Annotated in this window: 26 protein-coding genes and 1 tRNA gene; 15 read left to right on the forward strand and 12 right to left on the reverse strand. The window is 47.5% G+C overall.

Annotation, left to right across the window (positions count from 1 at the left end):
* The 4 genes from H4O21_RS16155 to H4O21_RS16170 form a co-directional block, all read left to right on the forward strand.
* Positions 1 to 748: ABC transporter ATP-binding protein (locus H4O21_RS16155; RefSeq protein ID WP_220495695.1), on the forward strand; the 748-nt coding region annotated here is incomplete at its 5' end.
* Positions 741 to 3,491, forward strand: a complete 2,751-nt coding sequence (locus H4O21_RS16160; protein WP_182809913.1) for an ABC transporter permease — start codon at positions 741 to 743, stop codon at positions 3,489 to 3,491. The genes H4O21_RS16155 and H4O21_RS16160, both read left to right, overlap by 8 nt.
* Before the next feature lie 43 nt (positions 3,492 to 3,534).
* Entirely contained in the window at positions 3,535 to 4,755 is a 1,221-nt protein-coding gene (locus H4O21_RS16165; RefSeq protein ID WP_182809914.1) for a lipocalin-like domain-containing protein, read from the forward strand.
* 25 nt (positions 4,756 to 4,780) lie between these two features.
* Positions 4,781 to 5,107 (forward strand): putative signal transducing protein, encoded by a 327-nt coding sequence (locus tag H4O21_RS16170; RefSeq protein ID WP_220495696.1) that lies wholly within the window; start codon positions 4,781 to 4,783, stop codon positions 5,105 to 5,107.
* Between the two features lie 12 nt (positions 5,108 to 5,119).
* On the opposite strand, the gene H4O21_RS16175 is transcribed toward H4O21_RS16170, so the two are convergent.
* Positions 5,120 to 6,160, reverse strand: coding sequence for an AraC family transcriptional regulator (locus H4O21_RS16175; protein ID WP_182809915.1), 1,041 nt, complete (start codon positions 6,158 to 6,160; stop codon positions 5,120 to 5,122).
* A 175-nt stretch (positions 6,161 to 6,335) separates the two neighbouring features.
* Between H4O21_RS16175 and H4O21_RS16180 the strand changes: the two genes are divergently transcribed.
* On the forward strand, positions 6,336 to 7,187 hold the full coding sequence (locus H4O21_RS16180; RefSeq protein ID WP_182809916.1) for an SDR family oxidoreductase: 852 nt from the start codon (positions 6,336 to 6,338) through the stop codon (positions 7,185 to 7,187).
* Positions 7,188 to 7,238: 51 nt separating this feature from the next.
* On the opposite strand, the gene H4O21_RS16185 is transcribed toward H4O21_RS16180, so the two are convergent.
* Complete coding sequence (locus H4O21_RS16185; RefSeq protein WP_368737560.1) at positions 7,239 to 7,430, reverse strand: Lrp/AsnC ligand binding domain-containing protein; 192 nt, start codon at positions 7,428 to 7,430, stop codon at positions 7,239 to 7,241.
* On the opposite strand from H4O21_RS16185, the gene H4O21_RS26335 reads away from it, so the two are divergent.
* The 4 genes from H4O21_RS26335 to H4O21_RS25965 all read left to right on the forward strand — a co-directional run bounded on the left by H4O21_RS26335 (position 7,371) and on the right by H4O21_RS25965 (position 8,504).
* A complete protein-coding gene (locus H4O21_RS26335) occupies positions 7,371 to 7,613 on the forward strand; it encodes a hypothetical protein (protein WP_368737561.1) in 243 nt (80 codons plus the stop codon). The genes H4O21_RS16185 and H4O21_RS26335 overlap by 60 nt on opposite strands.
* A gap of 366 nt (positions 7,614 to 7,979) precedes the next feature.
* The gene (locus H4O21_RS16190; protein ID WP_182809918.1) at positions 7,980 to 8,129 is read left to right on the forward strand and encodes a DUF2986 domain-containing protein; all 150 of its coding nucleotides are present in this window, start codon (positions 7,980 to 7,982) and stop codon (positions 8,127 to 8,129) included.
* 41 nt (positions 8,130 to 8,170) lie between these two features.
* Positions 8,171 to 8,323: a hypothetical protein gene (locus tag H4O21_RS16195; protein ID WP_182809919.1), complete on the forward strand. Its 153-nt coding sequence runs from the start codon at positions 8,171 to 8,173 to the stop codon at positions 8,321 to 8,323.
* Positions 8,324 to 8,375: 52 nt separating this feature from the next.
* Positions 8,376 to 8,504 (forward strand): hypothetical protein, encoded by a 129-nt coding sequence (locus H4O21_RS25965; protein WP_255487338.1) that lies wholly within the window; start codon positions 8,376 to 8,378, stop codon positions 8,502 to 8,504.
* A gap of 129 nt (positions 8,505 to 8,633) precedes the next feature.
* On the opposite strand, the gene H4O21_RS16200 is transcribed toward H4O21_RS25965, so the two are convergent.
* Together H4O21_RS16200 and H4O21_RS16205 are read right to left on the reverse strand one after the other, a co-directional pair.
* Positions 8,634 to 9,593: a helix-turn-helix transcriptional regulator gene (locus H4O21_RS16200; protein ID WP_182809920.1), complete on the reverse strand. Its 960-nt coding sequence runs from the start codon at positions 9,591 to 9,593 to the stop codon at positions 8,634 to 8,636.
* A complete protein-coding gene (locus H4O21_RS16205; RefSeq protein ID WP_182809975.1) occupies positions 9,586 to 9,969 on the reverse strand; it encodes an ABC transporter six-transmembrane domain-containing protein in 384 nt (127 codons plus the stop codon). Before H4O21_RS16205 ends, H4O21_RS16200 begins: the two co-directional genes overlap by 8 nt.
* A 233-nt stretch (positions 9,970 to 10,202) precedes the next feature.
* Between H4O21_RS16205 and H4O21_RS16210 the strand changes: the two genes are divergently transcribed.
* From H4O21_RS16210 to H4O21_RS16220, 3 genes are all read left to right on the forward strand, one after another.
* Positions 10,203 to 11,174 carry an alpha/beta hydrolase family protein gene (locus H4O21_RS16210; RefSeq protein ID WP_182809921.1) on the forward strand — a complete coding sequence of 324 codons (972 nt, stop codon included), beginning with the start codon at positions 10,203 to 10,205 and terminating at the stop codon, positions 11,172 to 11,174.
* A 160-nt stretch (positions 11,175 to 11,334) separates the two neighbouring features.
* The gene (locus H4O21_RS16215; protein ID WP_182809922.1) at positions 11,335 to 12,162 is read left to right on the forward strand and encodes a substrate-binding periplasmic protein; all 828 of its coding nucleotides are present in this window, start codon (positions 11,335 to 11,337) and stop codon (positions 12,160 to 12,162) included.
* Positions 12,163 to 14,109: a putative bifunctional diguanylate cyclase/phosphodiesterase gene (locus H4O21_RS16220; protein ID WP_182809923.1), complete on the forward strand. Its 1,947-nt coding sequence runs from the start codon at positions 12,163 to 12,165 to the stop codon at positions 14,107 to 14,109. It abuts the gene before it with no gap.
* A 111-nt stretch (positions 14,110 to 14,220) separates the two neighbouring features.
* On the opposite strand, the gene H4O21_RS16225 is transcribed toward H4O21_RS16220, so the two are convergent.
* From H4O21_RS16225 to H4O21_RS16250, 6 genes are all read right to left on the reverse strand, one after another.
* On the reverse strand, positions 14,221 to 15,294 hold the full coding sequence (locus tag H4O21_RS16225; RefSeq protein ID WP_182809924.1) for a 3-deoxy-7-phosphoheptulonate synthase: 1,074 nt from the start codon (positions 15,292 to 15,294) through the stop codon (positions 14,221 to 14,223).
* 176 nt (positions 15,295 to 15,470) lie between these two features.
* On the reverse strand, positions 15,471 to 15,800 hold the full coding sequence (locus H4O21_RS16230) for a TusE/DsrC/DsvC family sulfur relay protein (protein ID WP_182809925.1): 330 nt from the start codon (positions 15,798 to 15,800) through the stop codon (positions 15,471 to 15,473).
* A gap of 49 nt (positions 15,801 to 15,849) precedes the next feature.
* Positions 15,850 to 16,140 (reverse strand): sulfurtransferase complex subunit TusB, encoded by a 291-nt coding sequence (gene tusB, locus H4O21_RS16235; RefSeq protein ID WP_182809926.1) that lies wholly within the window; start codon positions 16,138 to 16,140, stop codon positions 15,850 to 15,852.
* Between the two features lies 1 nt (position 16,141).
* The gene (gene tusC, locus H4O21_RS16240) at positions 16,142 to 16,498 is read right to left on the reverse strand and encodes a sulfurtransferase complex subunit TusC (RefSeq protein ID WP_182809927.1); all 357 of its coding nucleotides are present in this window, start codon (positions 16,496 to 16,498) and stop codon (positions 16,142 to 16,144) included.
* Positions 16,499 to 16,500: 2 nt separating this feature from the next.
* A complete protein-coding gene (tusD, locus tag H4O21_RS16245; RefSeq protein WP_182809928.1) occupies positions 16,501 to 16,893 on the reverse strand; it encodes a sulfurtransferase complex subunit TusD in 393 nt (130 codons plus the stop codon).
* Between the two features lie 105 nt (positions 16,894 to 16,998).
* The gene (locus tag H4O21_RS16250; RefSeq protein WP_182809929.1) at positions 16,999 to 17,667 is read right to left on the reverse strand and encodes a Bax inhibitor-1/YccA family protein; all 669 of its coding nucleotides are present in this window, start codon (positions 17,665 to 17,667) and stop codon (positions 16,999 to 17,001) included.
* 222 nt (positions 17,668 to 17,889) lie between these two features.
* Between H4O21_RS16250 and H4O21_RS16255 the strand changes: the two genes are divergently transcribed.
* Positions 17,890 to 17,980: transfer RNA gene (locus H4O21_RS16255), tRNA-Ser, on the forward strand.
* A 178-nt stretch (positions 17,981 to 18,158) separates the two neighbouring features.
* Complete coding sequence (locus H4O21_RS16260; RefSeq protein WP_182809930.1) at positions 18,159 to 18,809, forward strand: class I SAM-dependent methyltransferase; 651 nt, start codon at positions 18,159 to 18,161, stop codon at positions 18,807 to 18,809.
* Between the two features lie 92 nt (positions 18,810 to 18,901).
* Here H4O21_RS16260 and ppsR read toward each other — a convergent pair whose 3' ends face one another.
* A complete protein-coding gene (gene ppsR / locus H4O21_RS16265; protein WP_182809931.1) occupies positions 18,902 to 19,729 on the reverse strand; it encodes a posphoenolpyruvate synthetase regulatory kinase/phosphorylase PpsR in 828 nt (275 codons plus the stop codon).
* 89 nt (positions 19,730 to 19,818) lie between these two features.
* Between ppsR and ppsA the strand changes: the two genes are divergently transcribed.
* Entirely contained in the window at positions 19,819 to 22,188 is a 2,370-nt protein-coding gene (ppsA, locus tag H4O21_RS16270) for a phosphoenolpyruvate synthase (protein ID WP_220495697.1), read from the forward strand.
* Between the two features lie 199 nt (positions 22,189 to 22,387).
* Here ppsA and H4O21_RS16275 read toward each other — a convergent pair whose 3' ends face one another.
* On the reverse strand, positions 22,388 to 23,227 hold the full coding sequence (locus H4O21_RS16275; RefSeq protein ID WP_182809932.1) for an HpcH/HpaI aldolase/citrate lyase family protein: 840 nt from the start codon (positions 23,225 to 23,227) through the stop codon (positions 22,388 to 22,390).
* Positions 23,228 to 23,369: the final 142 nt, after the last annotated feature.

Here is a 23,369-nt window from a genome sequence, read left to right on the forward strand (position 1 = left end):
CTCCACCCTGATTCAGCTGGATATTCATCACCTCCAGAAGCCCCCGATCAGCTGTCAATGGAACTGGTTTATATTTAACCGGACAGCAGTGCGTTGGGATGGCCATCAGCAGCAAGCCATTATTAATAACCTGAGCTTTGAGCTGGAGGATGGAGAACAGCTGGCACTGCTGGGTGATAGCGGGTCAGGCAAAACGACTCTGCTGAATCTGCTGGCAGGGTTACTGGTGCCGGATGATGGCAGGATTATTGTTGATCATAAAGCTGTGACAGGACGTTCTGTTGATCAGCTGGCGCAGTACCGACGTTCTATCGGGCTGGTTTTTCAGCAATATCAATTGCTGGCGCCTTTAACGGTTAAGGACAATATTCTGTTTCAGTACCGTCTGAATGGTCTGGATAGTCCGGATAAAGATCTGGCCGATATTACAGAGCGTCTGGGAATCAACCACAAACTCAATGCATTACCACACCAATTGTCTGGTGGGGAGCAGCAGCGGGTTGGCATTGCCCGTGCCCTGATTCACCGGCCTTCTCTGGTACTGGCGGATGAGCCAACGGGGAATCTGGATCAGGACAGAAGCCTGGATGTGGTTCGGCTGATGACAGATCTCTGCCAGGAGAGACAGGTTAATCTGATTATGGTCACTCACAGTCACCAGCTGGCGGATTTTTTTGCCAGAACACACTATCTGAAAAATGGATGTTTGTATCAGGATTCAGAAGGTAAAGAGGCTATTCATGCCTGATAGCACTCACTCCCGCCTGGCTGGGGCGCCGATACTTCGTGAACTAGTCCTGATTCTGATAACGCATCTGCAGTTCTATCGTCGTCACCTGTTATTGATGCTGTTGTTTATTGTCGGACTGTCTGCAGGAACGGCGCTGATTACTGCGATCCAGGGACTGAACCGTGAAGCTGGTGATCGTTACCAGACATCAACGGCGCTGATGCAGCAAAAAGTCACTCATCTGATCAAACCGCTGACAGGAGATAATGAGTTGCCCGGCTCGCTCTGGTTATCATTACGGCGGGCTGGTGATTTTGAGGTACAACCGGTTCTGGAAGGGCGGTTACGGCTGGAGCATACAGAGCGGAGTTATCCATCAAGGGGGCAGGGGGGGCAGGAAAACAGCTCCCATCAAGCGGTTCATAAGCCGACAGGTGCACCAGAAACCCTGTTAATCCGTGGTGTGAACAGTTTGCAATGGCTTACATCGGCTTCGGATGATAGCAGCGATCAACTGGATGATTTTCAGAGCCGTTTATCGGATGGTCAGGCTGTCAGCCTGAGCTATATCTTACTGGATCGTAAACTGGCAGAGCGTCTGGGCCTATCTGAGCAATCTTTGCTGAATACTCTGTTACCGGAAGCAGAGAAAAGAGATCAGCAGCCGTTACCGGATATCCCTGTTTTTCTGATCGATGATCTGGGTCCATGGGCCCTGATGGATATGGCGCTGGCGGATCAGTTGTTGCGAAGTAAGCAACAGCTGAGTTATCTGGAGTTGTCACTCTCTGATCAGACCAGAGTCAGGGCTGAGCAGGAAAAGCAGATCCGGGCAATTATTCATGGTCAGGCTCAGCTGGTAGCGGTAGAGCAACAGCCCTTTAATACCTTGTCTTCTGCATTCTTTTTTAACCTGACTGCACTGGCATTACTGGGCTATGTCGTCAGTGCATTTCTCAGTTATAACGCTATCCGTCTGATGCTATCCGCTCGTAAAACCTTACTGACCCGGATGATGCAGCTGGGCTGTCGCAGGCGGGCTGTTGTGCAATCATTATTACTGGAAATGGGCACCATGAGCCTGGTCACTGCATTACTGGGTGGTGTTCTGGGGTATCTGATTGCCAATATGCTGGTGCTGGAGGTCAACAGTACCCTGATCAGTTTATATGAACTGGACAGGGCGCTGACGGTGCAGTGGCAGTGGAGTAATGTGCTGATTGGTTTTCTGTTGAATCTGCTGGCTCTGGGGACTCTGCTGATGGGGCAGTATCCCGGTATAATGCCTTTATTACGCTGTTTGCTCTGGCCTGTTGTGCTGTCAGCGGGGTTGAGTACTTTTCTGCTGTGGTTATATGCTGACACGCCGTTACTGGCTATGTTGCTATGTGCCTCTGTTTTATTGCTGTTTATTCTGCTGGTGCTGGTGTTTCTGCGTTATATCCCGACGCTGGCATTGCCTGAAGGACATTGGCTGAAACTAAAACATCCATTATGGATCTGGCTAAAAGCGGATAGTCAGCAGCATATTCAGGACATGTCTGTGGCAATCGTTGCCATTCTGATTGCAGCGGGCACCGCCATTGGCATGCAGGTTATGGTCGGCAGCTTCAGTACAGCTCTGGGGATGCACCTGGAGCAACGGCTCAGTGCAGACTTTTATATTCGCCCGGAACAACCCGATCCGTCGATGAGACAACAGCTTCAGGCTATATCCGGGGTCAGGCAGGTTGGTGTTTACCATAAAAGCCTGGTTGATCTTAGCCAGGTTGATAGAGCATCGTCAGATATCGATTCTGAACAGAATACAGAGATAAAAACGGCAACGGATTCTGAAGGTATTAAACACTCAGTTGATCAGAAAGGCAGTGGTGAGCCGATACACACTTTATCGGCCGAGTTACACACTTTATCGGCCGAGTTGGTGAGCTATGGCCCTGATGATCGCTATTTTCAACACTTGTCACTGGCGTATAGTGAGGATGGTCACCAGAAGATCGGGCAAAAGGATATTTCAGCCGGTGGCTGCCTGGCGAATGAACCGGCCAGACTGAAATATGGCCTGGAGACCGGGCAACGGGTGTTTGTTTATCAGCATAATGCTCGATTCAGTTGTGTGATTCAGGGCTTTTACTATGACTACGGTGCACAACAGGTCACGCTGGCAGTGGCAGAGCCTGAACATCTTGCCACGGGTATGCAGTATCATACTTATGGTTTTTCAGTCAGTGCCGATGAGGGCATCGAACTGACGGATCTGTTCCGTCAGATACAAAATCAGCTGGCATTACCGACAGAGCAGATCGTCGAAAATGACCGTTTTAAGCGTCTGGCCCGGAACCTGTTTGAAGATACATTTGCCGTCACTCATGCTCTGAATGGTTTTATCACTGCGATTGCTCTGGTGGGTATCTGGGTAAGCTTTCTGAGTCTTGGTGACCGCCAGCTGAGCCAACTGGCTTTATTGCAGGCATTAGGCATCAGACAAAAACAGTTGTTGATGGTTAAGCTGGTGCAAACCGGATTGATGATTCTGCTGACACTGTTATTTGCGATTCCTTTAGGTGTTTTGCTGGGTGTGATTCTGTTGAAATTTATTATGCCGATCGCTTTTGGCTGGAGTATGCCAGTTGTCATTCAGGTGATGCCGTTAACAGGGTTTATCCTGCTGGTGCTTCTGGTTGCTGTCATGGTGGCTTTTTTGCCCTTGCTGAAACTAACCCGCAAATCTCCGGCAGACCAGCTGGTGAGCCAGACCTGATAACGCCCTGTAAACAAGAGTAAAGCTGGTAATAAAGGACAGTATGAAAAATAAAGCAGTGATAGCGGTGAACACATCCTGGGCTGATGGCATCGTTTTAGCCGGTCAGAAGGTGGTTGTAGTGATATTTCAGGTGATTGTAGCGATGCTCCTGGTTGTTGGTATGGTATGGCCTTGTTATGCCCAACCGGAATCTGCAAAACAGCCCGTAGCTGCTGGTCAGCCTGGAGCTACAGGGCAACCCAGAGCTACAGGGCAACCAGTGTTGCCGGGACAAAAACTGAGTTTCCCGCAGGATCATGGCGCCCATCCGGAACAGAGTATTGAGTGGTGGTATCTGACGGCTAATCTGACCTCTGATCAGGGAAAAACATTTGGTTTGCAATGGACGCTGTTTCGCACTCTGGCAAAGGACTCTGGCCTGCAATCTGCCTGGTGGGATAATAATATCTGGTTTTCACATTTTGCTCTGCAGGATGATCATCAGCACCAGGCTTTTGAACGTTTTGCACGAGCTGGTCAGGCTGGTGTCTCTGTTACTCCATTCAGTGCCTGGCTGGATCACTGGTCGTTGAACAGTACTTCTGAGTCTTTCCTGCCGTTACAGCTGAATGCACAGGAACAAGGCTATCAGGTGAATCTGACACTGGATCAGAGTCCCTTAGTCCTGCATGGCGAGCAGGGTTACAGTCAGAAAACATTTGAAGGTCATGCGTCTTACTATTACAGCTATCCTCTGTTGCAGGTAACCGGATCGGTTGTCTTTGATGGACAGCAATATCCGGTAACGGGTCAGGCCTGGTATGACCGGGAATGGTCTTCTGGTTTGCTGGATGACAATTATTCTGGCTGGGAGTGGTTCAGTATTCAGAAAAGTCTGCCTGATAAGGGGGCTTTAATGGTATTTTGCCTGAGAGACCGTAAGCAGGCTTATCATTATTGTAGTGGCAGTGACATCAGCCCATCAGGAGAAGTGGAGCGACTGGAGCATCAGCAGATACAGCTGGAGTCTACAGAGGTTATCTCTCTGGATCAGGAGACCTACCCTGTTGCCTGGCAACTGACAATTCAGCATCAGGCTACCGGGTCTGATAATGACAGTATGAATCAACCGGAAACCACTCAGCCGGAAACGACGCAACTGAAAATCGAAAGTATTAACCGGGATAGCAGAAATCAGTTATCGGTGCGTTACTGGGAAGGGAGGGTACGGGTATCCGGAAGCTTTTCAGGGTTGGGATATGCTGAATTGACCGGCTACTGACTGAGCACCAACAGGAGCGAATAATTTGATAGACGATACTCACTGGACTCAGGTTTACAGTGCTGCAGAGGCTTTAGAGGCCTACAGTCTGAAAGGTATGCTGGAAGCCTCCGGGCTTGACGTGCTGCTTAAAGGTGAAAGCCTTTATTCTTGTATGGGTGAGCTACCTGCCAGTGTACTGGAAGTGACGCTCTGGGTGCCGGAGCATCAGATATTAAAGGCGCAGCAGCTGTTAGCGGGCTATGAAGACCAGGCTGACCAGCCCTGGTTTTGTTCAGGCTGTGGTGAACAGAATGAAAGCAATTTTGAAATTTGCTGGCAATGCCAGAAAGAAAAAGCGCAGTTACTGTAATCTGTTGTGCTTTTAATGGCGTACCTGACCAGGGGGGATGCCGATAATGCGTTTGAAGGCTCTGGAAAAAGCGGCCTCTGAACTATATCCCAGCTCTTCTGCCAGCACGGCAATGGGAATATTACTTTGCAGGAGTCTGGAACGGGCCAGCTGCATACGCCACTGGGTCAGATAGCTTTTTACAGAATCACCGACCAGGTCAGTAAAACGTGCAGAAAACCCTGAGCGTGACATGCCTGCTTCTCTTGCCAGAGATTCCACTGTCCAGGGTTTATCGGGATCTTTATGAATAGAGGCCAATGCCGAACCTATCTGTTTATCTTTCAGTGCTGCCAGCCAGCCTTTCTGAGCATCCGGTGCCGCATCCAGCCAGCTACGAATGGTTTTAATCACCAGAATATCTGCCAGGTGAGTCAGTATAGTTTCTCCGCCCGGACGCAGTGTACGCGCCTCTTCAATAATCAGAGGAACCGTTGTTTGTATCCATTGCAGGCTATCTGAGCGTGGGTTCGATAACTCTTGCTGGTCTGACAGCAGTAACACCAAGGCTGGCAGCTGAGCGACAAACTGCCTGCTGGCTGCATGATCAATACTGATCACACCGCAGATTAACTCTGTTGTCTCTGCTGCATTGCTGTTTTCTGAATCAGCTGACACAGACGTTATGACGTCACGGGGTTCAGACGTGATATCTGAAGCCGGTTGGTGATATTTAAGTACCTCATAACGCTTACTGACCTGATGCACCGGAATATCAAACAGGGCTTCTGCTGGTGCGGTTTCATCGCTGAATAACCGGTGGCCCTGACCGTGAGGCAGGAGTACCAGATCGCCTGCGCTGAGTTGTCTGGCAGGTTGTTTATCCAGCCTTAGCCATAATTGCCCGGACAGAACGATATGAAACATCATTTTGTCAGTCATCGCCGGAATGTCGATATTCCATCGTCCAGTCAGTTCTGAGTGACAGTACAGGCTGCCGTTCAGACGCAGGTGATAAAGTGTTTCGCCTAAAGGGTCCGATGTGGCAGGTAAATCCCGGCTGGATGAGTTCATACCTTATCTCCTGAGTAATTTATTCACCTGATATAGACGAACAATCAAAGATTATGGATGCAGAAGCATTAAGTCTCCAGAATTTCTGGAGCACACTATATCCATCCAACGTCAGACAACACTGACTTTATCCAATGTCAGATAACACTGACTCTGAATATACAGGAGTACTACCATGCAGCAGAAGCCTATTCTTATTGTTGGTCATAAGGGCAAAACCGGTTCCAGAGTGTATCGTTTACTGGAAAAACAGGGTATTCCGGTCAGAGGTGTATCCCGTTCAGGGCAACCTGCTTTTGACTGGAATGATCCATCGGGTTGGCGAGAGGCTATGGCAGGCTGTTGCGCTGCCTACGTGACCTTTCAGCCAGATTTGGCCATTCCGGCGGCCGAAGGCGCTATCCGGCAGTTTACCGAGCTGGCCAGGGAGATGGGTATTGAGCATCTGGTGTTGTTATCCGGCCGGGGAGAGGACGGTGCTCAGAAAGCAGAAAATATTGTGATCAACAGTGGTCTTGAATGGAATATTGTACGTGCCAGCTGGTTCGCTCAGAATTTCAGTGAAAGCTTCATGCTGGATGGGATTCTGCAAGGTGAGCTGGTATTACCGGCTGGCGATATTCCTGAGCCTTTTATTGATATTGATGACATTGCTGAAGTTGTGGTGGCTTCTCTGACAAGGGATGAGCTGAAAAACCGCCTGTTTGAGGTCTCAGGCCCCAGAGCGATGACTTTTGAACAATGCGCCCGTGAGATATCAGACGCAGTGGGATATCCGGTGAATTTTGTTTCTGTGCCAATAGAGGCTTTTATTCAAGCGCTGAGTAAACAGAATATGCCGGAAGAGATGCTCTGGTTGATGAAGGAGTTATTTACCGAGGTGCTGGATGGCAGAAACAGTCATGTTGTGAATGGGGTGGAAGAGGCACTGGGACGCCCGGCAACTGACTTCAGTACTTATATTATGAAGGTGGTTGCTCAGGGGGAGTGGCGTCATGAACAGGTCGAATACACTGAAAAATTCTGACTTTTCAGTATGAGAATGGCAGGGCTTTTCATCAACAATAATAGTCTGTTGTTAAACAGAGGGATGAGATTGTGGACCTGCCTCTGGCAGCTGGTTTAATGCTCTTTGAGGTATCGGGTGAGACATCACAATTGAGGTACGTGTCTCACCAAAATGATTAATGGAGCCTACGAAACTCTCCAGGTGGCCAATATCCCGGGTAATCACCCGAACCAGATAGGAGTCCTGTCCGGTAACGTGCACGATGAAGCCGGGATGATGATTGTTGGTGTCTTTGCCGGTTCTGCACTCTGGTGGTTGCTGCCCAGTGGTGGTGTTCATCTGGTACGTCATCGACTGAAACCGTCGATTTATACCGGTATCAGTCGCATCGCAGGTATGGCTCTGATTGGATTTGCCTTATGGCAGCTGATGTCATTGCTGTGATGAGCTAAACGGTTATCTGTACCAGGAAAGAGGGCTATCAGACAACGCCAGGACGAGATTGCTTCTTATACTTTCCGGGAGGTAACCCCTGAATCTTACGGAATGCCCGGCGAAAAGCGGTCTCACTCTGATAACCCAGTTGTTGGCTCGTGGTGAGTTAGAGGGATAATCATCCCTTTGCTGCGATGAGTTTGAAGCAGGGCGGCGCTTTTATTGTCTATGCCCTGTTCTGATTGTTAGTCAGTTTGCTTTCTGAGTCAGAAATCGCTATAACCCGGCATATTCACCCTCTGCGTTTTTCTATACTGATCTTTTGACTGATTCTGATCAGAAGAAAAGTGCTGATTTTATTGAGCCGGATAGTGTATGAACCGAAAGAAAAAGATTAACCAGATTCTGACGAAAAAATCTAAAAAAGCCAATGCCAGAAAAAGTGGCAACCCATCAAAACCACGCTACATTTCAAAAGCTGAACGGGCCAGGCTGGAAGAAGCATCCTCTTCAGATGTATCCTGACAGTATTGTTACGATATAGCTATTCAGGAGCATGGTGAACGATGGATTTTGCTGAGTCGTTAAGGCGTTATTTCTCAGACCTTGTTTCTGTCGATGATCAGTCCTGGCAGGCATTGCTTGAGGTGTCAGCCCGGCAGGCCTTCTGTTCCGGAGAGCATATATTTCTGGTCGGATATATTTTTAACCGCTGTTAATGTTGGCTGTTTTGCCCGGAGCTATCTTGTAACAAAATCGAAGGAGTTCGTTATGAGAACAGAAGATATTGCGGGCAAAACAAGCATGACGCCTCAACAGGTTGCCAGAGATACGGTCAGAGGTCTGCGCTGGAAACAGGACGAGATCCGATCGGTTTGTCACGCGAGGCATACTGGTTAAACCGCTTATCACCTTCATTGGGCTTTTACGTGGTTAATCGATGATTTGATCCGATCAGCTGGTAACATAGATCTTATGCCACTTACAGCCTGTTATTCCGACTGGCTGAGTCGATACAGGAACACCTGTTTATGATTTCAGTTGCAAATACAGGCTCAGGTCTGCAGGGGTAAGAAGTTCTTCAAAGGCGACAGGATTGTGAGCGATTTCAAAATGAACGCCTCCTTCCTGAGGTTCCAGGCCTGTTTTCAGCATGTGCTGATAAAGACTGTTCCATGCACAAAGCCAGCCTGTTTCTGCGGCGACACTGACCCGGCATGACAGGTATGTTCCTGCAGGGATAACGGTGTTGGCTTTGTTCTGCTCTGTCTGTTTACCTGCCAGTAGTAGCTGCTCAGAAAAGGGCAGTTCCTGATCATCGTTAGACATCACCATAAAAAAGGGTGTTATGCTGCCTGCTTTAATATGATGGGCTTGTCCACTGCGGTTATTCCGGAGATGCCAGTCAACCACGCCAGACAACCCCGGTGGAGAAATCTGCTCGGTCAGAAGATAGAAGCTATCTGATTCTATGATCGAAAACTGAATGTCAGATGCCAGCTGCTGTTCTGTAAATCGGGATTCGGAGACTGGAGCACTGAGTTTATTGAGCAGAGATTGTAATGGTTCGATGTGTCCGTGATGCAGCGCACGAATCTCTCTTGCAGTACATTGATACTCCCGTTTCAGTGCTTTGGCCAGTGCCTGAGACGAGCTGAAACCATTGCTATGAGCAATATCAGTGACACTCAGTGATGGGTTTTCGAACAGGTCGGATATCGCCATTTGTAAATGCATACGGCTGATATAGCGGGCAGGAGTTTCATTAAATGCGGCTGAAAACATTCTGTGAAAGTGGTAAGCCGATATGGCACATTGAGACGCTATTTGCTTCCATTCCGGCATATCCGAATTATGAATATGGCTGAAAATAATCTCCAGAGCCTGGTAAAAACGTTTCTGCCACACCGGCGACATTCCATTAAGAATATGTTCTTCCGGAACCAGACTAAAGGCGCTGTGAGTATTTATCGTATCCTGATCAGTCATAGGCATTCACCGGAGGTTTGATGGCATTGATTCTGTGAGTAATCTCATTCAGCCGGGTCAGACTCTGTAACGAGACAGGCATCATGATTGCTGCTTCTGTATATTCCCATGAGTCGGTGATCAGGATAAATATCATGTCCGGGGCCATATTACCCATAGCGGATGTATGCCAGAGGTTAAAAATAATATACCCGAATGGCAACAGAAAAATCAGACCATATGTGAACGTCTCGATATCGGATAAACGAACCTCCACTTGACTTGATTGCCTCAGAAAACTGAACAGCTGCCGCTTGTTATTCTGCCGGATAATACTGACCTGTTGCTCTGCACAGGCAATCAGGTCAGGCTGATAGGCCCTGAGTGTTCCAGTAATAAATTCTTCAAATTAATCAATAGATTAAATTTTATGCTTTATCCTTATTAAGAACAGACAATCGATCAGAATGAAGGAAAAAAAGATAAGAAACGTGTCCCATTTTGCGGATTACAACTTTTTTACCTGATCAGACAATTCGGTACACAACAAAGGTTTCTTCTGATGGAGTATTCCGCCAAATATAAAAAGGAGAGTTATTCAGAAAGGTCAAAAAGGGCAGGAACAGGATAATGAAACCGATCGTTTTTATTGTACTTCTATGCTGGGGAGTGCTGGCCCGAGGGGAGTATATTTATTTCAATAATGGTACAGATACGCTTCGTGGGCAGTTATTGCAGCCATTCAATCATCAGCCTGCCAGGGCTCTGCTGGTATTTGTACATGGTGATGGTGCTATGACACATGATGCAGACGGCTACTATAGCGTGATCTGGAAACCATTAAGAGATGCCGGTTATGCCGTTTTCAGCTGGGACAAACCCGGTACAGGAGAATCCACCGGGCAATGGCTGAGTCAATCTATGGCTGATCGTCAGCAAGAAGTAATCTCTGCAGTTAAAGCTGTACAGGAGCACTCAGGTTTTATGGCTGAAGGCACCGGGCTGGTTGGCTTTAGTCAGGCTGGCTGGGTCGTGCCAGCTGTTGCTGCTGATAATAGCCTGATCAGTTTTGCTGTAGGGATCGGTTTTGCCCGTAACTGGCTTGAGCAGGGCGAATACTTTACCCGGATGAAGTCAGGACTGGCGGATGATTCGCCAGAGCTGGCTGAATTACTGCGAATAAGGCAACAGGAGGTCGGCTTTTTAAGACAGCGGCCCTCTTATGGCGATTATCTGCAGGCAACGGGTGATGACTCGATAAGCCCGCAGCGTTATGAGTTTATACTGGAAAACTTTGAATCTGACTCGGCTCAGGATTTCCGGCAAATCACAGTACCGTTTCTTTTAATGTGGGGAGATAAGGATCTGAATGTTAATGCCCGCCGGGAGTACCTTTATTTTAGCCATGACCCAACGCTCACTGATCTGGTGTCATTGCGGCTTATTCCAGCAGCAAGCCACGGAATGTTAAGAGCGGAGATATTTAATCAGCAGCAGATGGACTTTTATCACTGGATAAAGCTGATGTGGTATGAGCAGGATGCGCTGGCACCTGATTTTATGCCTGTATTACTACGCTGGCTGGATCAGCATAGTATTTAATTTAATACCTCTGCAGGCAAGCGTTACTGGTTTTCCCGAGGATCGATATTTCGGGAAAACCGTTTCTGGCAGGCATATGCTATTTTGATCTGATGTCACGTTAGTGACACTTAATTACGATTAAATGACACGCTTCTGTGGTTCTGTAAGATCGTGATTTATGCCTGATATGCATCTGTTTTGCTCTCGTCTGATGTTTCTTCTGTTTTTATTTCTATCCGGCCTGCTTTCTGCTGACACTGATAAAAAGACATTGATTGTCGTTGGTGAAGAGTTTGCACCCTATGAGTTTGTGCGTAATGGGCAAGTGGTTGGTATGGATATTGACATCTGTAATCGGGTATTTGAAAAGATGGGATATGATGCTGAGTATCGTATTATGCCGTGGAAACGGGCCTGGTATCATGTGGAGAAAGGTCTGGCAGATGTTATCCTGACTACCAGTCGTAAGCCAGCCCGTCAGCCTTATGTCTGGTATCCTGCAGAAGATATGTGGCAGGGAGAGTTTGTACTTTTCTATCAGCAGGGGCGTTTTGATCCTGAAATGATGGACCTTGATTATGTGGTTGAACAGCAATTGTCTGTCGGGATTATTCAGGGAAACTCTTATCATGAGCATTTCTGGCAACATTTTCCCTATCAGAGGGGATACAATAGTTTTCAGGGCGATCTGACCAGAGAAAAGCTACATGAGCAACTGCATCCGGTCGCTACTCTCAGGCAGAATCTGCTGAAAGTCGCCAGCGGGCGTGTGGATGTCACGGTTGCTAATAAAACCTATGGACGATACACGGCCCGACTACTGGGAATTGCTGATCAGCTTGGTTATGCCTCCAGACCTTTGTACAGTAAGCGTTACCCGGTGGCTTTTATTAAGAGATCTCCGATATCAGATATGAAACGTATCTCTGATGAGTTCAGTAAAGAACTGGCTGCATTTAAGCAAACTGCTGAATATCAGAGCATTGTGAAGAAGTGGCTGAATTAAATGCGTACGATTACTTCTAAACTGATACTTTCTTCTGTGCTGTTTGCGGTACTGACAACGGGTATCTATACCGCTTTGACTCTGATGACAACTGTCAGTAGCACTCGACAGCAGTTTAACCAGAGTATTGATCAGTTTAAAAGCGTACATCTGCCCTCCCTGGAAGAAGCGATCTGGAATTTTGATGAATCCCAGGTTCAGCAAATCATTGATGGTGTGACAACCTCGGCTTATATCAAGCGAATTGAAATTGAAGCTTTGCCTTATATGGAGCTTGAATCCGGTGTGATTCCTCATCAGCCCGGTTATATCTCTTTACCGATTAACAGAGAGGATCAGCAAATTGCATTTATCCGCTTATACTCTGATGAAAAAGTGCTGGAAGAAAGTATTCAGCAGAAGGTTATTGATGCGTTCTATTTTCTGGTGATTTTTTTGCCTTTGCAGGCCATCGCTATTTTTTTCGTGGTGAAATGGTCTGTACTGGATGGTTTGAAATTAATTACCGGAAAAATCTCTCAGTTATCGTTTGATCATATTGGCAAACAAATTTCTTTTCCCCGTAAACAGCCCTATGAAATTGAACTGATCAAAGACAGTATTAACGATTTGAGCCAGCGTCTGGAGTATGAACAGGCTAAGGCCCGTGCCTACCAGTTTCGACTGGAAGAGGAGTCTAACTATGACTCGGTCACCCGACTGCCTAATCGGAAAAACTGTCAGCATTATTTGCAGCAATGCATTGCAGAGGGGGATACAGATCCTCTGTTTGTGATCTATCTGGACTTTATCAACTTTAAATCCATTAATAGCCTGCATGGTAATGCAGCCGGAGATGAGTTTCTGGTGCTGACCAAATCAACAATAGAGCGTTTGTATGGCCGGGATTTTTATATCTCGCGTTACGGCAACGACAGATTTGTATTATTGAATAAAGTCAGAATGAAGGAAGCTGAAATTTCGACAGTGGCCGGGCGCCTGAAGAGTGTACTGGAGGAGATGTTTTATCTGCGTTGTGCTGAAGCAGAAGTCTCATTAACGACTGCGATTGGTATTGCTCAGTATCCGAAAGACTTCACTAACTCAGAACGCCTGTTACTGAGTGCTGAACGCATGGCGAAAGTCTCTAAAAAGAATGCGCGTATTGTGTTTTATCAGGGCGCTCTGGATAAGGAGATTAATGACAGAGACCATATTCGTCATCTGCTGTTTCAGGCAGTGAAAGATCATGACTTTTTTCTGAATTATCAGCCTATTGTTGATCTTAGTACCGGTGTTATTTCAGGCTATGAAGCCCTGATTCGCTGGTATAGCTCTGAAATTGGTTTTGTGCCTCCTGATGCTTTCATTGGTATCGCTGAAGAGGAGGGGATGATTATCAGGATAGAAGAGTGGGTTATTCAGCAGGCATGCAGTGATATCGCACGGTTATCAGAATGTGAAAGCCGTGCTATTAACATCGCCATTAACGTGTCATATCTGCACTTTATTTCGGAGACTTTTATTGAAACCCTGAAGAGAGTGTTGTCAGAGACCGGACTGTCGGCTTCGCAGCTGGAGATCGAACTGACTGAACGGGTGCTGGCTGAGGATGGCCATCAGCTGGAAATGAAAATGAGATATCTGAAATCAATGGGCGTTAAGATCTCTATTGATGATTTCGGTACAGGATATTCAGCTCTGAACTACATTAAAGATTTTTCATTTGATCTGCTTAAAATTGATAAGTCCTTTGTACAATCAATGCTGTCCAATGACAAGAATCAGGTGTTAGTTAAAAACATTATCCGGCTGGCGCAGGATCTGGATATCCGTGTGATTGCAGAAGGTATTGAGCAACAGGAGCAGTACCAGAAACTGAAGCAGTTTAATTGTGATTATGGTCAGGGCTATATGTTGAGTAAGCCTGTGCGTTATGAGGCGCTTGAGCCGGGTAAGCAATTCTGAATTGGCAGGCCGGTTTGTCAGCTGAATGATAGGATCGCTTGTCTGATGGCTGCTAAAGATAAGAGAAAGCCTTTCCGGAATCAGATCCCGGAAAGGCGATGAGCATTAAACTCAGGCATTACGCTCTGGCAGTGTCTGGCGTAGTTTGTCCGCCATCTCCAACAGCGTTTTTTCTGTGGTTTCCCAGTCAATACAGGCGTCAGTGACTGATACACCGTATTGCAGTTCTGATTTATCTGCAGGAATAGACTGATTACCCCAGCCGATATTACTTTCGATCATCAGGCCAACAATGGATTTGTTACCTTCCAGAATCTGATTGGCAACATTCTCCATCACCAGAGGCTGTAGAGCCGGGTCTTTGTTGGAGTTGGCATGGCTGCAATCAACCATGATGTTCTGTGGTAATTTAGCTTTCTCCAGATCTTTTTCGCACAGCGCGACGCTGACAGAATCATAGTTTGGCTTACCGTTACCACCACGCAGTACCACATGGCCATAGGTGTTACCCTTAGTACGAATTACGGCAACCTGACCTGCCTGGTTAATACCCAGGAAGCTGTGAGGGTGAGAAGCGGACTTCAGTGCGTTCGTCGCGACTTCCAGGCCTCCATCGGTGCCGTTCTTAAAACCGATTGGCATTGACAGACCGCTGGTCATTTCACGGTGAGTCTGAGACTCAGTGGTACGAGCACCAATGGCAGACCAGGCAATCGTATCCTGCAGGTACTGCGGAGAAATAGGGTCCAGAGCTTCTGTTGCCAGAGGCAGGCCCATTTCAGCCAGTTCAACCAGCAGTTTACGGCCGATGTGCAGACCTTCTTCCAGTTCGAATGTATCGTCCAGATGAGGATCGTTAATCAGACCTTTCCAGCCTACAGTCGTACGTGGTTTCTCAAAATACACACGCATTACGATATACAGGGTGTCGCTGACCTTTTCTGACAGCGCTTTCAGACGCTGGGCATAATCTTTAGCGGCTTCAACATCATGAATAGAGCAAGGGCCGACGACGATGAACAGACGGTCATCTTTACGATCCAGGATGTTTTTAATGGTTTCACGGCCCTCGATAACAGATTGACGGGCAATCTCAGTCAGAGGGATCTCTTGTTTTAGTTGTTCTGGTGTAATCAGCACGTCCTGGGACGCTACATTTACATTGGTCAGACGAGTTTCAGGCATCTGAAAGAATCCTATGTTAGCTGTTTTGGTCTGTTTGAGCCTTAAGGCGATCTGTTTTTAGAATCACCGGCTTCTTAATTTAACTCTTTGTAATAATTAGAGTTTTATTATCAACGTCATCGTAAGCTGATACAAACTATACTTTGGCGTTATGTCAGTAATCAGACAAATTCTGATTAAAGGCAATTTGTGGGCTTGGGCAGCCCGGCAATCTTACTGATCATTTTTGCCGGGCTTTCGCCAAAAAGCTGCATCAGGTGCATGCTTTTTGCCTGCTCTTTCCCCAGATGTAAACCTATGTACTTCACTAAAGGACGCATTGCTGGTGATAACTCATACTCATCGTAGAAACGACGCAGTAAGTGAATCACTGGCCAGTGTTCATCTGTCAGCGAAATACCTTCCTGCTCTGCAATCAGAGCTGCAACGTCTTCGTTCCAGTCATCCAGGTTTTCCAGATAACCTTCTGAATCGGTTGCTATTGTTCTGTCGGACAGCGTCAGCATAATGAGTCCTGTATTTCAGTATTCCGTATTGATGTTTTAAACCGAGTGCTCAGAACCAGCTGCAGACAGAGAGATACTGCTCTGTCAGCTCAACGAAGCCTGCGTAATCAATCACTGTGACCTCATCCCGGCACTGGCTCTCATCGATTCCTCTGGCTTGCAGGTCTTCTTTCAGTACAAACCAGGATACTTCGTGAGGCTCTGCCGGGTGAGCCGTTTTTAACGAACCATAGACACCGTCTTCCAGCAAGAGGACAGCATCATTACGTGCGGCTGCCAGCAGGCACTCATGCAGAGCCTGACTGCTAAAAACAGACTTATTAACGGTATGCAGAATCATGTCAGAAATTAAAAACCTGTTTATGTTGTTGCAGAAGACCAGGTAAAGCCTTTGAGTCAATAGCCTGGCATGAGATGTTCAGGTTATCAGGGCTCATTCCCCGAGTGTCCATGCTGTCCTGGTGTACGAAAACCTGATCGATATCGTACATTGGCAAGGCCTGCATCATTGCCTGAGTTCCCTTTTGTCCGATGACATCAGGTTGCTGATTCTGCGTCAGCTGGAAAACACCATCGCCCATAAAGAGCAGGCTGACCTGCTGGCCAAATGCTGCGCCAACCAGTGCCAGGTCCATCGCCTCCCGGGCCCATGATGTACCTGCCGGTGGCTTTCTGAAAATAATAAGAATATCTGACATGATTAAGGTCCAAAGCTGATTAATCGGTCGGATGTCAGTCCTGCATCAACCAGCTGTCCCAGACCGGATAACTGGTAACCCTGTTCCAGATTAGCGGCAGGCTTGCTATAGCGTTGTGCTTCGTTCTCATCAAGAATGCCTCTGCGAACCGCAGCAGCGATACATACCGTCAGTTCAAAGTCATTGTCTTCTGCCAGTTGCTGCCATTTCAGAGGCAGATTCTGTTCATCCTGCGGTGGTGCCGTCAGAGCTGAAGCATTGTAGACACCATCGTGATAAAAAAAGACACGCTCAATGGTATGGCCCCGTTTCAGTACTGCTCTGGTAAAATGCCAGGCAGAGTGGGTCGCCTGATGGCTGTATGGGCCGCCGTAAATGGCGATACTGTATTTCATAGGTTATCTACCTGGTTAAATCGTCTGGTTCATTCTTATTTATCATAGGGCAGAAACAAAAACGCCCTGCTCAATGGCAGGGCGCTTATTCTATCGCTTGCTGGTTTAGTCGTCACCCAGCGCCCCGGTCAGGTGAAGCAAGCTCATAAAGAGGTTATAGACAGACAGATACAAGCTGACTGTCGCCACGATATAGTTTTGCTGACCACCGTGAACAATCTGGCTGACTTCAAACAGGATAGCTGCACAGGCAAACAGTGCAAAACCTGCTGAGATCATCAGAGACAGGCCTGCAATCTCAGTGAACATACCAACAATCATGGCACCCATCAGAATGATGAAACCTGCAAACAGGAAGCCACTCAGAAAGCTGAAGTCTTTCTTCGATACCAGAGCATAACCTGTCAGAGCGAAGAAAATGGCTGCTGTGCCTGCCAGAGCTGTAAATACAGTCTGACCGCCGCCAGGAATAGACAGATAAGACGATACGACAGGGCCTATGGTCAGTCCCATAAAGCCGGTGAAAGCAAAAGCACTGACCAATCCCCAGATGCTATTCTGAGTTTTGTGGGTCAGAAATAACAGGCCGTACGCGCCAATCAGGAAGACAAAAATATTCATGCGTTCCAGTCCCAGCATCATGGAACCGACAGCAGTGACGGCACTGAAACTCAGTGTCAGTGCCAGCAACATAAAGGTATTACGGATAACTTTATTAACGGGTACAACCTGAGAGTACCCTGTGCTCATCGTGTTAGGTTGCTCGAAAGCCATTTCATTACTCCTGATTAATAGGGAAATATTCCTGTAGACCTGTCTGGAGCGTTTCAGTTCAGCCATCCGGTGCTATTTTTTCATTGTAGTCTATATATACCGTTTAATCTGGCGTTTCACAACGGGCTTTTCATTCTGGAAAGAAAAACAGCTAACCTGATGAAAAAACTAGAAATAAATAGTTGACGAAAAAAAATATGCTGGTAATATATGCACCCATCTGGAGGGATGGCTGAGCGGCTGAAAGCACCGGTCTTGAAAACCGGCAAGGGTTAATAGCCCTTCCAGGGTTCAAATCCCTGTCCCTCCGCCATTATTAAAAGGCGACTGCTATATAACAGTCGCCTTTTTTGTTTCTGCAATATAATAATCAATACTCCGCAGCGGGCCAGGTTGTATCTCTTATTGTTTGTTCCTTTCTCTCCAGGTGGGTTTAGCGTCTTTTCGTTATACTGAGGAAATAATCCTGTAAAGTTAAGAGAAGCCTCATTATGTCCATGATGAAATTCGGAGTTTTATTAAATAAGCTGCGTTATTCACTGTATAGCCCCATCTATGATGTTGTGGTTTCAGCGCTTCAGAATGCCCGCCGAAAGTCTGTTGAGCGTCTTAATATTCCGGATAACGCACGTATTCTGATCGTTGGAGCTGGTACAGGTAAGGACCTGCCTTTTCTGCCTCCCGAAGCGGATATCACTGCGACAGATATCACTCCCGCAATGCTGACCTATCTGGACAAAGAAGCAAACCGCCTGGGGCTTGATGTTGATATTATTGTGATGGATGCATCAGAGCTGCTATTTGAAGATGAGTCCTTTGATATCGTGCTGTTACACCTGATTCTGGCTGTTGTGCCAGATCCTGAAGGTTGTATCAGAGAAGCTGCACGAGTCACTAAACCGGATGGTGTGATCTCAATTATGGATAAGTTCGTGCCGGAAGGTCAGAAAAGCAGTTTGTTGCGTCAGATGGTCAATCTGATTACCCGAGTGTTGTTCTCTGATATCACCCGACAGGCTGAGCCTTATCTTGAACTGGCTGATCTGGAAAAAACAGATGATTGTCCTGTTTTTATGGGAGGACAGTTCCGCCATATTCAGGCCAGGAAAAGAGTCAGTGTAGAGCAAAAGCGTTTTGCCTGAATGTCTGTCAGGGGAATTGCTACTTATGTTGCCGTCTGTGGGAGAGGCAACCCGTTTATGATAGCGGCAACTTCCCCGATAACCGTGTTTAATTATTTCGGACTGGCTCGTCGCTCTATACCGGCTTCTACCATCATGCGTGTTGATATCTCTTCAACAGAGAAATGAGTGGTGTTGATATAAGGGATGCCAAAACGCTGATACAGCAGTTCGGCCTCAGTGACTTCCTGATCGCACTGGCGAATTGAGGCGTATCGGCTGTCCGGTTTACGTTCATTTCGAATCGCAGCCAGGCGTGCCGGATCAATGGTCAGTCCGTACAGTTTATGCTTGTATTGGCGCAGTGCTTTAGGCAGTTCTCCGTAGTCAAAATCCTCTTCTGTCAGTGGATAGTTCGCTGCCCGGATACCGAATTGTAGTGCCATATACAGACAAGTCGGTGTTTTTCCGCTTCGGGATGGACCAATCAGAATGATATCCGCTGTGTCATAATGACGCGTTCTGCCTCCATCATCGTTATCTATCGCAAAATGCACGGAGTCAATGCGATCCTTATAGACCTGGTCGTCTTCTTTTATGGAATGGGACTTGCCTACACTGTACGAGGATGCAGAGCCCAGCTCTTCTTCCAGAGGGGCCAGAAAGGTTGAAAAAATATCCAGCATAAACGCATTGGCATTTTTCAGGGCTGTACGGACTGTCACATCGACAATCGTGTCGATGACCACGGGACGAATGCCGTCTAATTCTGCTACTGCATTGATCTGTGATACCAGGTGGTCAGCTTTTTCCACGGAATCGATAAAGGGTTTAATGACATACTCGAACTCAGTATGTTCAAATTGACCCAGGAGGCTCCTGCCCAGGGCTTCCACTGTGATGCCAGTGCCATCAGAAATAAAAAAGGCGGTACGTTTCATAATCGTCTGCAACTTCATGGTATCATTAAAAAATTGTTACATTATTCTCAAAGAATTTGTCTGAAAAGCAAGCGCAGGGGAGAATTAAGTTGAACGCATACATCGCGTGGTTCGATCAACTAGGCATGCACGATGTTGAGCATGTAGGTGGTAAGAACGCTTCATTAGGCGAAATGATCAGCAATCTGGCCGGAGCAGGTGTTTCTGTTCCGGGTGGTTTTGCGACAACTGCACAGGCTTATCGTGAATTCCTTAATTACGAAGGTCTGGCTGATCGTATTAATGCTGAGTTAGCTCAGCTGGATGTGGATGATGTAAATGCACTGACTAAAACCGGTGCTCTGATTCGTGGCTGGATTCTGGAAACGCCGTTTCCACCAGCATTTGAACAAGCCCTGGAAGAGGCTTATGCAACATTACAGAATGGAAATGAAAATCTGAAGGTAGCGGTTCGCTCTTCTGCAACCGCTGAAGATCTGCCTGATGCCTCTTTTGCAGGCCAGCAGGAAACCTTCCTGAATATTCAGGGCCTGCAGAATATTCGTATTGCCGTTAAAGAGGTGTTTGCCTCCCTGTTTAACGATCGTGCGATTTCCTACCGTGTGCATCAGGGCTTTGATCATGCGCTGGTTGCTCTGTCTGCGGGTATCCAGAAGATGGTTCGCAGTGAAACCGGTGCCAGCGGTGTGATGTTTACGCTGGATACCGAATCCGGTTTCCGTGATGCGGCTTTCATTACCGCGTCTTATGGTCTGGGTGAAACGGTTGTACAGGGTGCAGTTAACCCTGATGAATTCTACGTTCATAAACCAACGCTGGAAGCGGGTCGTTTTGCTGTGTTACGCCGTAATCTTGGCAGTAAAATGATCAAGATGATCTATGGTGAAGCAGCGGAAACCGGTAAGTCGGTAGAAACTGTGGATGTTGATCCGGCAGAGCGTCGTCAGTTCTGTATCTCAGACGAAGAAGTGATGGCGCTGGCTAAACAGGCGATCATTATTGAAAATCACTACGGCCGCCCGATGGATATCGAGTGGGCTAAAGACGGCGATGATGGCGAGCTTTACATTGTTCAGGCTCGTCCTGAAACAGTAAAAAGCCGTGACGATACCAATGTGATGGAGCGTTACCTGCTGAAAGAGCGTGGTGATGTTCTGGTTGAAGGCCGTTCAATTGGTCAGCGTATTGGTAAAGGTCCGGTACGTGTGATTCACGATACCGATGAGATGGATCAGGTTCAGCCTGGTGATGTACTGGTCACTGACATGACAGACCCGGACTGGGAACCTGTTATGAAACGTGCTTCCGCTATTGTGACCAACCGTGGTGGCCGTACCTGCCATGCGGCGATCATCGCCCGTGAGCTGGGTATTCCTGCGGTTGTGGGTTGTGGCGATGCGACGGATCATCTGAAAGATGAGCAGCTGGTAACAGTGTCGTGCGCCGAAGGTGATACCGGTTATATCTATGACGGTGATCTGGACTTTGAAAAGCTGACCAACAATGTTGATTCCATGCCACCTATTCCGTTCAAAATTATGATGAACGTAGGTAACCCGGATCGAGCATTCAGCTTTGCAAGCCTGCCGAATGAAGGCGTGGGTCTGGCGCGTCTGGAATTCATTATTAACCGTATGATTGGTGTGCATCCAAAAGCTCTGATGGACTTTGATAGTCTGCCAGCGGATCTGCAGCGTAGTATCGGCAGCCGTATTGCCGGTTACGATAGCCCGGTTGATTTCTATGTACAGAAGCTGGTTGAGGGCATCTCTACCCTGGCTGCGGCTTTCTATCCGAAGAAAGTGATTGTACGTCTGTCCGACTTTAAGTCGAATGAATACGGTAATCTGATTGGCGGCAAGCTTTATGAGCCGGCAGAAGAAAACCCTATGCTGGGCTTCCGTGGAGCATCACGTTACATCTCTGAGTCTTTCCGCAGTTGTTTTGAGCTGGAATGCCGTGCGCTGAAGAAAGTACGTGATGAGATGGGACTGACTAACGTTGAGATCATGGTGCCATTCGTTCGTACGCTGGGCGAAGCCCGTGAAGTAATCGATCTGCTGGCGGAGAATGGTCTGAAGCGTGGTGAGAACGATCTGCGTGTGATTATGATGTGCGAGCTGCCGGCTAATGCTCTACTGGCAGATCAGTTCCTGGATTACTTTGATGGCTTCTCGATTGGTTCGAATGACCTGACTCAGCTGACTCTGGGACTGGATCGTGACTCTGGCATCGTGGCCCATCTGTTTGATGAGCGTAACCCGGCGGTTAAGGCTCTGCTGCATATGGCGATCAGTGCTTGTAAGAAAGCCAACAAGTATGTTGGGATCTGTGGCCAGGGGCCATCGGATCATCCGGATCTGGCCAAATGGCTGATGGAAGAGGGCATTGACAGCGTATCTCTGAACCCGGACGCGGTGATGGAAACCTGGTTTATGCTGGCTGAGAAAAACGATTAATCCTGTTCAGTGATTTAATCCGTTTTATGCGCTGATCTGGATAGATCTGGTTTTAGCCACTATTCAGATCAGAGCCAGCAAAACAATGAAGCCAGCGGTATGCGTATTAATGCCGCTGGCTTTTTTATTGCCTGTAAATCACTATCTGTGCAAATAGAGCAATTACCTGCGTTAAACCAGATATATGGCAAGCATAGGATTATTTAAGGCCAGCCAGTAAACCTCTGGCTTTTTCGATGACCGGCAGATCGACCATCTTACCCTCAACCTCAAATACCGTATTGCCTGTTGTGTCGGCAATATCAATAACCTGCTCTGCCCAGGCTATAAGGGTCTGATTGGGCTGATAGATGCGATTCACTTCAGCAACCTGCAGAGGATGAATACAGAAAGCGGATTGAAATCCCAGTTGATAACCCAGTTGCAGCTGTCTCTGGTATTTATCCATGTCTCTGAACTCAGCCATAGAACCTGCCAGACCTATAGGCTGAATACCTGCCCCCCGTGCTGCCATGATCAGTTGCTGGCATGGGCCTGACAGAGTCTCTGGCGTATTCTGCATACCCATCTCCAGCGCCAGATCTTCAGTACCCATACCCAGCCCTGCCAGACGCTGTGATGCTCTGGCGATCTCTCTGGCTTGATACAGGCCATCAATGGATTCGATAAAACCAATCAAGCGGGTATGGCCATGAGGCAGGCCCTTTTCCCGTTCCAGCTCAGTAATCATTTCGTCAATGAAGCGAATGCGTTCAGCACAATCGGTCTTGGGGATAATAATGGCCCGAATTTCTGAGCATACCAGGGTTTCCAGATCCCTTACCAGCAAACGCCAGGGGCGATTAACCCGGACCCATACTTCACTGCTTGCCAGGTACTGATTGATCAAAGCGGGAATAGCTTTCCGGGCGGTCTGTTTGTCATCCGGTGCAACGGCATCCTCCAGGTCCAGTGCAATAACATCAGCTCCGCGCTGGCTGGCTTTAGCAAGAAACTTTTCCTGGTTAGCCGGGATATAAAGAATACTTCTGGGAAACATAGCAACTTCCTTGAAACAGGGCATCAATTAGTCTGATGAAACCGGGATGTCACCCGGGCGTCATAACTCTGTCATCTCGCATTTGCAGCATAGTAGTGAGTTGATACATGCATTATGGCTATTTATTTCAAAGGATTACAGT

The sequence above is a fragment of the Oceanospirillum sediminis genome, from assembly GCF_014164585.1.
Classification (GTDB): Bacteria; Pseudomonadota; Gammaproteobacteria; order Pseudomonadales; family Halomonadaceae; genus Oceanospirillum; species Oceanospirillum sediminis.

Coding starts and splice junctions, on each gene's coding strand:
- H4O21_RS16160 (WP_182809913.1), top strand. CDS start 741: ATGCCTGATAGCACTCACTCCCGCCTGGCTGGGGCGCCGATACTTCGT.
- H4O21_RS16165 (WP_182809914.1), top strand. CDS start 3,535: ATGAAAAATAAAGCAGTGATAGCGGTGAACACATCCTGGGCTGATGGC.
- H4O21_RS16175 (WP_182809915.1), bottom strand. CDS start 6,160: ATGAACTCATCCAGCCGGGATTTACCTGCCACATCGGACCCTTTAGGC.
- H4O21_RS16180 (WP_182809916.1), top strand. CDS start 6,336: ATGCAGCAGAAGCCTATTCTTATTGTTGGTCATAAGGGCAAAACCGGT.
- H4O21_RS16190 (WP_182809918.1), top strand. CDS start 7,980: ATGAACCGAAAGAAAAAGATTAACCAGATTCTGACGAAAAAATCTAAA.
- H4O21_RS16195 (WP_182809919.1), top strand. CDS start 8,171: ATGGATTTTGCTGAGTCGTTAAGGCGTTATTTCTCAGACCTTGTTTCT.
- H4O21_RS25965 (WP_255487338.1), top strand. CDS start 8,376: ATGAGAACAGAAGATATTGCGGGCAAAACAAGCATGACGCCTCAACAG.
- H4O21_RS16200 (WP_182809920.1), bottom strand. CDS start 9,593: ATGACTGATCAGGATACGATAAATACTCACAGCGCCTTTAGTCTGGTT.
- H4O21_RS16210 (WP_182809921.1), top strand. CDS start 10,203: ATGAAACCGATCGTTTTTATTGTACTTCTATGCTGGGGAGTGCTGGCC.
- H4O21_RS16215 (WP_182809922.1), top strand. CDS start 11,335: ATGCCTGATATGCATCTGTTTTGCTCTCGTCTGATGTTTCTTCTGTTT.
- H4O21_RS16220 (WP_182809923.1), top strand. CDS start 12,163: ATGCGTACGATTACTTCTAAACTGATACTTTCTTCTGTGCTGTTTGCG.
- H4O21_RS16225 (WP_182809924.1), bottom strand. CDS start 15,294: ATGCCTGAAACTCGTCTGACCAATGTAAATGTAGCGTCCCAGGACGTG.
- H4O21_RS16230 (WP_182809925.1), bottom strand. CDS start 15,800: ATGCTGACGCTGTCCGACAGAACAATAGCAACCGATTCAGAAGGTTAT.
- tusB (WP_182809926.1), bottom strand. CDS start 16,140: ATGATTCTGCATACCGTTAATAAGTCTGTTTTTAGCAGTCAGGCTCTG.
- tusC (WP_182809927.1), bottom strand. CDS start 16,498: ATGTCAGATATTCTTATTATTTTCAGAAAGCCACCGGCAGGTACATCA.
- tusD (WP_182809928.1), bottom strand. CDS start 16,893: ATGAAATACAGTATCGCCATTTACGGCGGCCCATACAGCCATCAGGCG.
- H4O21_RS16250 (WP_182809929.1), bottom strand. CDS start 17,667: ATGGCTTTCGAGCAACCTAACACGATGAGCACAGGGTACTCTCAGGTT.
- H4O21_RS16260 (WP_182809930.1), top strand. CDS start 18,159: ATGTCCATGATGAAATTCGGAGTTTTATTAAATAAGCTGCGTTATTCA.
- ppsR (WP_182809931.1), bottom strand. CDS start 19,729: ATGAAACGTACCGCCTTTTTTATTTCTGATGGCACTGGCATCACAGTG.
- H4O21_RS16275 (WP_182809932.1), bottom strand. CDS start 23,227: ATGTTTCCCAGAAGTATTCTTTATATCCCGGCTAACCAGGAAAAGTTT.